The organism is Hydrogenovibrio thermophilus, from assembly GCF_004028275.1.
Lineage (GTDB): Bacteria > Pseudomonadota > Gammaproteobacteria > Thiomicrospirales > Thiomicrospiraceae > Hydrogenovibrio > Hydrogenovibrio thermophilus.
This window is the reverse complement of record NZ_CP035033.1, coordinates 1,245,953-1,257,675: the sequence shown is the minus strand read 5'-3', so window position 1 is coordinate 1,257,675 and position 11,723 is coordinate 1,245,953. Positions and strand designations below refer to the sequence as shown.

Sequence of the window (11,723 nt, the reverse complement as noted above, 5' to 3'; positions counted from 1 at the left end):
GTTCACCGAAATTTACACAAACTTTATTCAACAGCAGTTTTAATCAAACCTATGACAACACAAAAGCCATCCATTAGCTATAAAGACGCCGGTGTCGACATTGATGCGGGTAACGCCCTAGTTGAAGCCATTAAACCGATTGCCAAAGCCACCTCCAGACCGGAAGTCTCCACCTCCCTCGGTGGGTTCGGGGCTTTGTTCGAGCTACCGATGGACAAATACAAGAACCCATTGCTGGTCTCCGGAACCGACGGCGTCGGCACCAAACTGCGTTTGGCCATTGAAAGCGGCAAACACGACCAAGTCGGCATCGACCTGGTGGCCATGTGTGTCAACGATTTGATTGTGCAAGGCGCCGAACCACTGTTCTTCCTAGACTATTACGCCACCGGCAAACTGGACATCTACACCGCACGCGATGTCGTCGCCGGTATCGGGGAAGGCTGCCAGCAATCCGGTTGTGCCTTAATCGGCGGTGAAACCGCCGAAATGCCCGGCATGTACCCGGACGGCGACTACGACCTGGCCGGCTTCTGTGTCGGTATCGTCGAAAAAGCGGACTTGATTGACGGACGCAAGGTCAAAGCCGGCGACGTTTTGCTCGGTTTGGCGTCTTCCGGACCGCACTCCAACGGTTACTCTTTGATTCGCAAGATCATCGACGTCAACGCAGCGGATCTGTCACAGGACTGTGGTGGACAACCGTTAATCGATGCTTTGATGGCTCCGACACGCATTTACGTCAAACCGATTCTGGAGCTGATGAAACACATTGATATCCACGCCATTTCACACATCACCGGTGGCGGTTTGCTGGAAAATCTGCCGCGCGTCATGCCGGAAAATACCCAGGCCAAGATTGACACCCAGAGCTGGGAGCGCCCAGCCGTATTCGACTGGATTCAGGAAAAAGGCAATGTCGACTTCCATGAAATGCACCGTACTTTGAACTGCGGCATCGGCTTGGTCGTCGTCGTCAGTGCCGACGACAAACAGAAAGCCATCGACACCTTAACCGCGCAAGGTGAAACCGTTTCCGTCATCGGCACCATTGAAGCCAGCGACTCGGAAACGCCTGTCGTCGAGCTGGCATAATCGCCACCCCGAAAGCCGCTTCGACCGGTTTTCGGGCCATGCTTTCATCACGTCTGTCACCGAAACCTTTTATGACATCAAAAATGCGCATTGCGGTTCTCATTTCCGGTACCGGCTCCAATCTGCAAGCCTTGATTGACCGTGCGCCGGATTCCGATTACGAAATCGCGCTCGTTTTGTCCAACCGCCCCCAAGCCGTCGGTCTGCAAAAAGCCCAAGCCGCTGGAATCCCAACCGTCATCATCGACCACACCGAGTACGACTCCCGGGAAAGTTTCGACCAGGCGATGATTGAAGCCCTTGATGCCCAGCAAATCGACGGCATTATTCTGGCCGGATTCATGCGCATTCTGACACCGGCGTTCACCTTGCATTACCTGGGACGCATGCTCAACATCCACCCTTCCTTGTTGCCGAAATACCCAGGCCTGAACACGCACCAACGCGCACTGGATGCGCAGGATGCCGAACACGGCCTCAGTATCCATTTCGTCACTCCGGAACTGGACGGCGGCCCGGTCATTCTGCAAGCCAAAGTCCCCGTGGAAGCCGGTGACACGGCCGAGAGCCTGCAAAAAAAGGTACAAATCCAGGAACACATCGCGTATCCTTTAGTCACCAACTGGTTGGCACAAGGCCGTATTCAGTTACAAAACAACCAGGCCTGCTACCAAGACCAAACCTTGCAGGTACCGCTACAATTGACCGAGCTAGAGCTATGAATTCATTGTCCTTTTTGGCGACCCGAACCCTATTCGCTGCCGTATTATTGCTCCCCTTCACGTCGCAGGCCGCACAAATTCCAAGCTTTAAAGCGACCTTCGACATCTGGGTACTCGGCTTTAAAATCGGCCAAGCCCATCAGGAAATGAACTGCCAAAACGGCGACTGCCACCTGTCCAGCGAAGCCATTCCGCCAGGCTGGGCCAAAGCGTTCATCAACGAATCGGCCATCGAAAAAATTCACCTCAAGCAGAGTGACGAAGATTTCAAATGGCTGGAATACAAAAAATTCCTGACCCGAGAATACGACGACCGTACCGAAAAGAAAACCTATACGCTGATTCGCCGCGAAGACCTTGATAAAGTCGAATATGTCGAAGATAAAAAGTTCTGGCCGAATCAAAAACAGATTTACGACGTCATTTCCATGGCTTACGGCATCCAATACCAAGTGATAAACCAACGCCCGATTGACAACATTTATTTGCAGGACGATAAAATCCAGCAGAAAATCACTTTCAGCACCATCAACGAATCGGATGAAATCGACCTCCCGTTTGAAGAAGCGGTACAAACAAAACTTTTTGCCTTCCATAATGGTAAAATTGAAGCAGAACTCTGGCTCTTGCCCGAACTTAATTATTTCCCGGCCCGCATCGTGATTCTCAACAAAGACGAAGACCGAAAAATTGAGCTGGAATTGAATCATAAGCCGACATTCAAATGAAACTTAGCGACAGAGACATCATCCAACACCTGAAAATTGGCAAAATCGGCATCGATCCGATGCCGGATCAAAACAAGATCAAAGGCATCAGCGTCGATTTACGATTGGCGAACAAGTTCCGCGTCTTCAACGACCACACCGCTCCTTTCATCGATTTGAGCGGCGCGTCGGACGAAATGCAACAACTCATGGACAAAGTCATGGGTGACGAAGTCGTGATTGACGATGGGCAGGCTTTCTTCCTGCATCCAGGCGAGCTGGCACTGGCCTCGACATACGAATCCGTCTCCATTCCGGACGACCTGGTCGGCTGGTTGGATGGCCGTTCCAGTTTGGCACGCCTAGGATTGATGGTGCACGTCACGGCACATCGCATCGACCCGGGCTGGGAAGGCCAAATCGTATTGGAAATCTTCAACAGCGGCAAACTGCCATTGGCACTGCGCCCCGGCATGGACATTTGCGCCATCAACTTCGAAACCCTGTCCAGCGCGGCCATTAAGCCCTACAATAAACGCGCGGATGCGAAATACCGCAATCAGCAAGGGCCAACGGCCAGCCGCATCACACAAGACCAAGTCGCCCAACAGGACGAGCGTCAACTGGACTTGCTCTCCTGACCTTGAATCCCAAGGTTTTGTCACCACTCAATAAGGTTCAAACCAAAACGCATTTATCGGAAATCGGCCAGGCCTGGTTGGTTTCGGCATAATGACGGAAGGAATACGACATGAACATTCTGAATAAACTCTTCGGCAACAATTTAACGGATGAACAACGTGACGCCATTGCTCAAGCCATCGACTCGGTGACGCTACCCGGCATCGACAGTGAGGCGTTGAATTCGAATGCATTGGAAGCCGCTCAGTTGAAAAAAACACACCTGACACTGGCATTAGCGCTACCGTTTCCGGGCAAAAGCCTGTGGCCGGCCATTGAGCAACAACTGCAGCACGCCTTATTACAGCAAGACACCTTTGAGACGGTTGAAATAACCTTTACCACCGACATCAAGGCCCACGCCGTTCAAGGCGGCACCCAACCGCTTAAAAACGTCAAGAACATCATCGCCGTGGCCTCGGGGAAAGGTGGTGTCGGAAAATCCACCACCAGCGTCAACCTGGCCTTGGCACTGCAACAGGAAGGTGCACAGGTCGGCCTGCTGGACGCCGACATTTACGGCCCAAGCATTCCGACCATGCTCGGCGTACACCAAAAACCGGAAACTAAAGACGGCAAAAGCATGGAACCCTTATCCGCTTACGGCCTGCAACTGATGTCCATCGGCTTTCTCATCAACCCGGACGACCCGATGATTTGGCGCGGCCCGATCGTCACCTCGACCCTGACCCAGCTGCTGAACGAAACCAACTGGCAGAGCTTGGATTACCTGATTATCGATTTACCACCCGGCACGGGCGATGTGCAGCTGACCCTTTCCCAGCAGATTCCGGTGACTGGTTCGGTGATTGTCACCACACCGCAGGAAGTCGCGCTGATTGATGCCCGCAAAGGCTTGAGAATGTTTGAAAAGGTCAACATCCCGGTGCTGGGTGTCGTGGAGAATATGAGCACGCATGTGTGTAGCCAATGCGGTCATGAAGAAGCCATTTTCGGTGAAAACGGCGGCCAGAAACTGGCAGATCAATTCAAGGTACCTTTCTTAGGCGCCCTGCCATTGGACAGCCAAATCCGCGCGCAATCCGACCTAGGCGCACCGACCGTGGCCGCCATGCCGACCAGTGGTGCGGCGCAAAAATACCACGACATTGCGCACCAGGTCAGTGCGCAAATCGCCACCAAACGACGCGATTATGCTTCGGCCTTCCCGAATATCGTGGTGGAAAACAGCTAGGTCCTACGCTCATTCCGAAACATCCGCAGCCGATGGCTCGAGTCGGGGAAAAACCAAAATAAAACTGGTACCGGCCTCCGCGGAAGAGGTCACTTCAATTTTCCCCTGACAGGCGTCCATAAAATTCGCCACCGAGTGCAATCCATGGCCGGTGCCTTTCGACTTGGTGGTGAACCCGAAATGAAACACCCGGTTCAGGTTTTCTTCCGCAATCCCGTCGCCGGAATCATGCACAATCAAACGGGTTTCCGATGCGTCCTGAAAGGTCTGTAACGTAATCAAGCGTTCCGGCTTGGCCGACACTTCGATCGCTTCCACCGCATTTTTCACCAAATTCAACAAGACCTGAAACAATTGGTTTCGCGACACTCGCAGAAAAATCGATGTATTGGTGTCCAGCACTTGGATACGAATGCCCTTTTCCGCCAACAAGGCCTGGTTGGATTTCACCAATTCCTGAATGAGGTTATACAGGTTGACCGATTCGGTATATTGACTGGCCGCCAACCCTTGTTGCTGTCGGTTGACTGAAGCAATCATCTGCTCCAGATCATGCTTTAAAACCGAAGACGTCGGCTGAAAACATTGCCCTTTCAAGTAACCGACATTTTCATCCAACGCGGTTAAAAAGGCCGTGACCTCTTCCGAAAGTGCATCCGCATGCTGCGAAATCCACTGCGCCAAATCCGTCTGCATCTCCCCCAATTGCTGAACCCCGCGGTCCATTTCCGCCTGACTCGCGTTCATGCTGTTCAGCGTGTTCCCAAGATCATGAATCAATTCACTTTTGGCGCGCAACAGGCCTTCCTGGTAAGTGCCAAACTGTTGTTGTCGGTCATACTGTTTGCGCTCAGAGATGTCTTTCGCCACATAAAAAAACGTTTCCACGTGATTCTGTGTTTGCTTTTTTACCTGCGCAAATGCCCAACGCTGCTGGCCTGAAGCGTCAAAATAACGGGTCTCACCCACAAAATCCTCGGCAAACAAGCCGTCTCCATTTTCGTCATTCGACCAAAGCACGACCTCATGGATCGAACGGCCCAAAACCTTGGCAAACTCCCAACCGGTTTCCGTTGAAAAGTGTTGATTGATGGCTAAAATTTTGCCATTGGCATCGAACTGCACCACACTCAAGAGACTATTGAACAGTGCATTTTGTTGGCGATATTGCGCCAGCGTTTGCCTTGCTTCATCCTGGACTTCCGCCATCAAACCGCGTTGCCGTGACAACATCAACACCTGCTCGATTATCTGATTTCTGAAATGAACCGGTAAGGACTTCTGAAACCAGATAACCTGGTTATCCGTCGCGTCTTGATAAATGCGGAACTGCTCTTCATTCAAACTCGAAAAGTCGATGACGAAATAGGTAGACCGACTCAACTCATGCAGTCGTTTCAGCAATGAAAAATGATTTTCATCGGTCAGAAGACAGCCATCCAGGAACACCATAAGGGGCGGTGTTTCTTCGAGCTGGCCTTTCACCAGCTTGGCGATGACATCGGCCAACGCATCACAAAACACCGTGTCACGATGAAAACGCGATTCGAAATAAGATCGATACTCGGGATCCGAGCTCAAAACCAATGCCTGACCAGCAGGGTTCATTCGGTCACCACATGGAAAGGAAAACGCAACCGAATCGTGGCGCCCAGCCCCTTGCCTTCACTCTGGAAATCCATGTCGCCGCCCACCTCATCAATGAAGAATCGCACCAGACTCAATCCAACACCGGCATGCCCTGTTTTCGATGAAAACCCGGCTTCGAAAATCTTTTTCATATCGGACGGCATCACACCAATGCCATTATCCGACAGCAGCACTTCCGCTTGTCCATCGACCTCAGAAAACGTCAACCGGATGTCGCCTTGATAGCTGTTTTGCACCAAAGCTTGTGAAAACACCGCCTCCAACGCATTACGTACAACCATGGTCAGCACCAACACCAACTGGTTATAGGGCAAATGGAAGGTCAAATCCTTGGATGCCTGATAGTCGACATGAAACCGTATATTATCGGGCAGTTGATTCAGCTCCGGAATCAAACTCAAGGTATGATTGGTCATATCGCCGAGTGAAAAAACCGACACCTTGTCGGATGCCAACGCCAAACGCTGCAGGGAGCGCACCATTTGCGAAAGCTGTTGCGCCTCCACAAAAATGGTGTGCGTGACATCGTCATAAGTCGCCTTCTGCTGAGGCGCCACATCGAATTGTGTATTGAGGTAGGACACCAGACCGGATTGTGCGTTGACCTTATCCGCCAACACCGCCAACAAACCGTTTGAGGCTTCGAACATCGACGCCTCGAACAGATTTAACTTCACCTTTTCTTCAAGCGTATGTTTAAGCTTTTCCAACGCTCGGTCTTTTTGCCAGGAACGCACGAAATTACGCGCAATTTGTTCGACTTCTTCGGCTTGAAAGGGTTTTCGAACAAACAACACATTCTCTTCGATTTCATCGGCGATGAGCTTCAGATCAACGTCCGAATAGGCCGTCACTATGACAATGTAAATGCGCTCATCCAGCGCGCGCAACCGCTTGGCGGTTTCCAAACCATTCAAACCCGGCGGCATTCGCATATCGATAAACGCCAGTTTGATGGGATCTCCGACCGCTAACGCCGCCGTCACCAATTCGATGGCTTCTTCTCCCTGCGAGGCCGTCACCACCGAAAACGGAAACGGTTTGGACTCGCTCGCTTCCCTGTCAGGCACTTTGTCGAGAAAACGTTTTAACGAAAACCCGCTCGAGACATTCGGCACAAAGATATTCATGTAGGCTTGAATTTGCCGACTGTCGTCGTCGACGACCAGAATCTTATCTTCCGCCATCGCGTCGCTCCCATTCATAAACCGCTTCCACTCTCGCTCCGCCGTCGTCGAATTGAAAATCCGAACACAGGAATCGCACAATGGTGATGCCCCGGCCGGAGAAAATTTCACTGGAGGTTTGCGTTGTCACGTCCTGAGCCCGGCCGGGGCCGTCATGCGACACCAGGATGCGCAAACGCCCTTTACTGTCCGACAAGGCTTCATGCTGAATATCAACCATCAAACGCCCTTCGGATAAGGTTTCCAGCGCTTTTTGCTTGGCTTCCGCAAACGCTAAAAAACCGTTCGACTGCTGCTTGATACAGGAATCCAACTGCAAGATCCCATGTTCAAGTGCGTTGTTGTACAGTTCGGACAAGATGATAAAGATATCTTCTTTATAGGGCGTGATGGGTTGCATACCGATAATGGCATCGACAATCGACTCGATCGGGTGCGGATTACACCGCAGGTTAGCGGCGGAAAACACATAATTCAACGACCAATCGGATGGTGGAGGAATGCGCTCCAACACGGCCGACGCAATCATCTGGTTTGGCTGCATCAGAATGTCGGCCAAGCTTAGCTTGATAATGCTGACGTCGTCATTAAACACACAACCATGACAAAAGTCCTGTGCCGCATCCACCAGTCTGCCGATATCATAATGAGAGGTTTGCAAGGATTCGACCAAACGCGGCACACCAAACATCTCTTTACCATCGTCCATCGCTTCAACGATGCCATCGGTATAACAGATGAAATGCTCGCTCCCCGTCACATCCACCTTGGTAAAATCCACATCCAACTCAAAACTGTCCAGGACGCCAAGCGGAACCGAACTGGATTCAAACAATGCATACTCGCCACTGGCTTCATTCAACATCACCACCGGCTGCATACCCGCATTAAACAAACTGACCGAACGCCGTTTCGGGAACACTTTCACCGCGACACAGCTGAAAAAGATATGCGCCGGCAAAATCGTTTTTAATTTATCGTTGATTACGAAAATGATCTCTTTAAGCGTGCGGCCCTTCTTCACCATGGAATAAAAGACTTCGGCCACCGGAATCGCGCCGATAGCCGCCGGCAATCCGTGCCCGGTAAAATCGCCCAGCAACGTAATCACATTCCCGGCCGGCGTAATCGTCGACAGGAAAACATCACCGTTAAAAATCGACGCCGGTGACACATGCGCTTCCAGGCCTGGCACTTCTTGGCGCGGGCCATGTACAAACTTCTCAAAAATACGTTCGGCGGATTTGTGCTCCAGCGCCAAACTCATGTGCAAGGAAGACACCATCTCCTTGGATTGTTTCAAATCGTCGTAGAAGTTGACGTTTCGCAACAACGACGCGATCTTGGCCAACAACAGTTCTTCCGGATAAGGTTTCTGCAGGAAGTCGTCGGCACCGACGGATAAGATGCGTTGGATACTGTCGGGTTTGAAAGCATTCGTGACCACGAACACCGGTGCAAAGGTTTCTTTCGCCAACAACTTGATGCGTTGAACCAAGTCGGCACCGGACAAGACCGGCAATTTGATTTCCGTGATGACCAGGTTCGGTCGATGGTGTTCGTAGGATTCCAGCGCTTCAAGGCCGTCACCGGCCTCAAAAACTTGATACCCTTGCTTTTCAAGGGTCAGTCGAAGATAAAGTCGATTGGATTTGGAAGGGTCTACAATCAGAATGGAAGCCATGCAACCGCGGCTCCACAAATATCAGGATGAAATGGTGAAGAGCTGATCGAATTTCGCCACTTTCAGAATTTTCATGACTTCTTCATTCACGTTGACGAACTCGATTTTCGATGACTGTCCGCCCAGTTTTTCACGCAGCAACAGCAGCATCCCCAAAGCCGAGCTGTCCATATAGCTCGCCTTGGAAAGGTCAATGACAAACTTAGATGCACTGTTCAAGTTATCGTTCAATGTCTTATTGAACGCATCGTAACAACCGATATCAAAATTGCCTTCGACCATAATGGTCACGACGCCGGCCGACACTTGACTCGTTAAACTCATTGACCTACCCCCTCAGGAATTCTTTCGTGCTACCGAACGGCAGCCAAGTATTGCTTCATATTCTATGCCCATACCGTCATCTTAAACAGGCATTGCAAACGGCGCAATACCTGCAAATTTTTAACGGGAATGTACAGGATTGTAACATTGATTATCCGTATAAGTTGACGCTTATTTCATAAAATTTATGAATGCCGATGAATTAATTCTAATAAACATTTCACCCCTGTCACGAATTTTTTTGAAAAAAATGTTACCCTGCCGTTTTTCATGAAAAATATTCACTGTAAATTGCGGTTTTTCGAGCGGATAGCCCACCCAAAAACATCAAAAACGCTTATAATTGACCGATTAATTTTTGAGAACCCAGAGTGAGAAAATGAGTCATCGAAGAAAAATATTAATCACCAGTGCTTTGCCTTACGCCAACGGTCCGATCCACTTGGGCCACCTTGTCGAATACATCCAAACCGACATATGGGCGCGCTTTCAAAAAATGCGCGGCAACGAGTGTTATTATGTTTGCGCCGATGACGCCCACGGCACCCCGATCATGCTACGCGCTCAAGCCGAAGGCATCACACCGGAAGAACTGATTGCTCGTGTTTCGGAAGAGCACCAAGCCGACTTCGCCGGGTTCAACATCCAGTTCGACCATTATCACAGTACCAATTCGCCGGAAAACAAGCATTTCGCCAGCTACATTTACAATCAGCTGAACGACAAAGGCCACATTTCCCGCAAGACCATCAAACAGTTCTACGACCCGGAAAAAGAAATGTTCCTGCCGGACCGTTTCATCAAAGGCACCTGTCCGAAATGTAAGGCTGAAGACCAATACGGCGACAACTGTGAAGCCTGCGGCGCGACCTATTCCCCGACGGAACTCATCGACCCGAAATCCGCCGTCTCCGGCGCCACTCCGGTGGAAAAAGAAACCGATCACCTTTTCTTCGAGCTGTCTCACTTCGAGAAAATGCTCAAAGACTGGACGCACCACGGTCACCTGCAAACCCAAATCGCCAACAAGTTGGACGAATGGTTTGAATCCGGCCTGCGTGCCTGGGACATTTCCCGTGACGCGCCCTACTTCGGCTTTGAGATTCCCGGCGAAAAAGACAAATACTTCTATGTCTGGCTGGATGCGCCCGTGGGCTACATGGCCAGCTTCAAGGCCCTGTGCGATGCCAAAGGCATTGATTTCGACGCTTTCTGGCAAGCCGACTCCGACGCCGAGCTGTACCACTTCATCGGTAAAGACATCATTTACTTCCATGCCCTTTTCTGGCCGGCGATGCTGTCCGGTGCCGGTTTCCGGACGCCGAATGCCATTTATTCGCACGGCTTTCTCACCGTGGACGGACAAAAAATGTCCAAGTCCCGCGGCACCTTCATTATGGCCAACACCTACTTGAAGCACTTAAACCCGGAATACCTGCGTTACTACTTCGCCGCCAAACTGAACAGCCGAATCGACGACATTGACCTGAGTCTGGAAGACTTCGCCCAGCGCGTCAATTCCGACCTGGTGGGTAAAGTGGTGAACATTGCCAGCCGTTGCGCCGGTTTCGTGGTCAAAAAATTCGATGGCCAACTCAGCCAGGCCTGGTCGGATTCCGCTAATGCGCTCTACACCTTTTTTGCCGATCAATCCGACGCGATTGCCGAGTTGTACGAAAAACGCGAATACGCCCAAGCCATGCGTGAAATCATGGCGCTGGCTGACAAAGCTAATGAGTACATCGACGAAACCGCACCTTGGGTCTTGGCCAAACAGGAAGGCAAAGAAGCCGAGTTGCACGAATCCGTCAGCCTTGGTATCAACCTGTTCCGCGTACTGATGACGTACTTGGCACCGGTTATTCCGGCCACCGCCGAACAAGCCGCCAGCTTCCTGAAATTGGACGGCTACCAGTGGGACGCCATCCAAACACCGTTGATGGACCATGAAATCACCAAGTTCAAAGCCTTGATGACCCGTGTCGACATGGACGCCATCGAAAAAATGATCGACGCCTCCAAGGAAGACTTGAAAGCGCAGCCGACTCAAGCGAAGGCCACATCGAACAAATCGGACAACCCAACCGACACACAAAACGGCTCCGATTCTCTCGACCCGTTGGCGGATGAAATCACATTTGACGACTTTGCTAAAATTGATTTACGCATAGCCAAAATTGTCAATGCCGAACAGGTACCGGAAGCCGACAAACTCATCAAATTGACGCTGGATATCGGCTTGGGCGAACGTCAGGTGTTCGCCGGCATCAAGTCCGCTTATCAGCCGGAAGACCTGGTCGGCAAGATGACGGTGATGGTCGCTAATTTGAAACCGCGCAAAATGCGTTTCGGTTTGTCGGAAGGCATGGTGCTGGCGGCCGGCCCGGGTGGCAAGGACTTATTCCTGCTGAATCCGGACGACGGTGCCACACCGGGTATGCGCGTCAAATAAACACACGGTCGAAATCGATCGAAAAA

10 protein-coding genes are annotated in these 11,723 nt (G+C 51.1%); 6 read left to right on the top strand and 4 right to left on the bottom strand.

Annotated elements, in window-relative coordinates; genetic code table 11:
- The first annotated feature begins 51 nt into the window (after positions 1-51).
- The 5 genes from purM (at position 52) to apbC (ending at position 4,400) form a co-directional block, all read left to right on the top strand.
- Entirely contained in the window at positions 52-1,095 is a 1,044-nt protein-coding gene (gene purM, locus EPV75_RS05865) for a phosphoribosylformylglycinamidine cyclo-ligase (protein ID WP_127119807.1), read from the top strand.
- A 71-nt stretch (positions 1,096-1,166) separates the two neighbouring features.
- Complete coding sequence (purN, locus tag EPV75_RS05860) at positions 1,167-1,817, top strand: phosphoribosylglycinamide formyltransferase (RefSeq protein ID WP_128384777.1); 651 nt, start codon at positions 1,167-1,169, stop codon at positions 1,815-1,817.
- The gene (locus EPV75_RS05855) at positions 1,814-2,545 is read left to right on the top strand and encodes a DUF3108 domain-containing protein (RefSeq protein WP_128384776.1); all 732 of its coding nucleotides are present in this window, start codon (positions 1,814-1,816) and stop codon (positions 2,543-2,545) included. The genes purN and EPV75_RS05855 overlap by 4 nt, the downstream gene beginning before the upstream one ends.
- Entirely contained in the window at positions 2,542-3,165 is a 624-nt protein-coding gene (dcd, locus tag EPV75_RS05850) for a dCTP deaminase (RefSeq protein WP_128384775.1), read from the top strand. The genes EPV75_RS05855 and dcd overlap by 4 nt, the downstream gene beginning before the upstream one ends.
- A gap of 110 nt (positions 3,166-3,275) precedes the next feature.
- Positions 3,276-4,400, top strand: a complete 1,125-nt coding sequence (apbC, locus tag EPV75_RS05845) for an iron-sulfur cluster carrier protein ApbC (protein ID WP_128384774.1) — start codon at positions 3,276-3,278, stop codon at positions 4,398-4,400.
- A 9-nt stretch (positions 4,401-4,409) separates the two neighbouring features.
- On the opposite strand, the gene EPV75_RS05840 is transcribed toward apbC, so the two are convergent.
- From EPV75_RS05840 to EPV75_RS05825, 4 genes are read right to left on the bottom strand one after another with little or no spacing between them, the layout of a single operon-like run.
- Positions 4,410-6,008, bottom strand: coding sequence for an ATP-binding protein (locus tag EPV75_RS05840; RefSeq protein ID WP_128384773.1), 1,599 nt, complete (start codon positions 6,006-6,008; stop codon positions 4,410-4,412).
- Positions 6,005-7,255 carry an ATP-binding protein gene (locus EPV75_RS05835; RefSeq protein WP_128384772.1) on the bottom strand — a complete coding sequence of 417 codons (1,251 nt, stop codon included), beginning with the start codon at positions 7,253-7,255 and terminating at the stop codon, positions 6,005-6,007. The genes EPV75_RS05840 and EPV75_RS05835 overlap by 4 nt, the downstream gene beginning before the upstream one ends.
- The gene (locus EPV75_RS05830) at positions 7,224-8,921 is read right to left on the bottom strand and encodes a SpoIIE family protein phosphatase (protein ID WP_128384771.1); all 1,698 of its coding nucleotides are present in this window, start codon (positions 8,919-8,921) and stop codon (positions 7,224-7,226) included. Before EPV75_RS05830 ends, EPV75_RS05835 begins: the two co-directional genes overlap by 32 nt.
- A gap of 21 nt (positions 8,922-8,942) precedes the next feature.
- Positions 8,943-9,245, bottom strand: coding sequence for an STAS domain-containing protein (locus EPV75_RS05825; RefSeq protein ID WP_029937897.1), 303 nt, complete (start codon positions 9,243-9,245; stop codon positions 8,943-8,945).
- 379 nt (positions 9,246-9,624) lie between these two features.
- Between EPV75_RS05825 and metG the strand changes: the two genes are divergently transcribed.
- Positions 9,625-11,697 (top strand): methionine--tRNA ligase, encoded by a 2,073-nt coding sequence (metG, locus tag EPV75_RS05820; RefSeq protein WP_128384770.1) that lies wholly within the window; start codon positions 9,625-9,627, stop codon positions 11,695-11,697.
- Positions 11,698-11,723: the final 26 nt, after the last annotated feature.

Excerpts from the sequence above, each read along its gene's own strand:
- purM (WP_127119807.1), top strand. The coding sequence starts at position 52 with ATGACAACACAAAAGCCATCCATTAGCTATAAAGACGCCGGTGTCGAC.
- purN (WP_128384777.1), top strand. The coding sequence starts at position 1,167 with ATGACATCAAAAATGCGCATTGCGGTTCTCATTTCCGGTACCGGCTCC.
- EPV75_RS05855 (WP_128384776.1), top strand. The coding sequence starts at position 1,814 with ATGAATTCATTGTCCTTTTTGGCGACCCGAACCCTATTCGCTGCCGTA.
- dcd (WP_128384775.1), top strand. The coding sequence starts at position 2,542 with ATGAAACTTAGCGACAGAGACATCATCCAACACCTGAAAATTGGCAAA.
- apbC (WP_128384774.1), top strand. The coding sequence starts at position 3,276 with ATGAACATTCTGAATAAACTCTTCGGCAACAATTTAACGGATGAACAA.
- EPV75_RS05840 (WP_128384773.1), bottom strand. The coding sequence starts at position 6,008 with ATGAACCCTGCTGGTCAGGCATTGGTTTTGAGCTCGGATCCCGAGTAT.
- EPV75_RS05835 (WP_128384772.1), bottom strand. The coding sequence starts at position 7,255 with ATGAATGGGAGCGACGCGATGGCGGAAGATAAGATTCTGGTCGTCGAC.
- EPV75_RS05830 (WP_128384771.1), bottom strand. The coding sequence starts at position 8,921 with ATGGCTTCCATTCTGATTGTAGACCCTTCCAAATCCAATCGACTTTAT.
- EPV75_RS05825 (WP_029937897.1), bottom strand. The coding sequence starts at position 9,245 with ATGAGTTTAACGAGTCAAGTGTCGGCCGGCGTCGTGACCATTATGGTC.
- metG (WP_128384770.1), top strand. The coding sequence starts at position 9,625 with ATGAGTCATCGAAGAAAAATATTAATCACCAGTGCTTTGCCTTACGCC.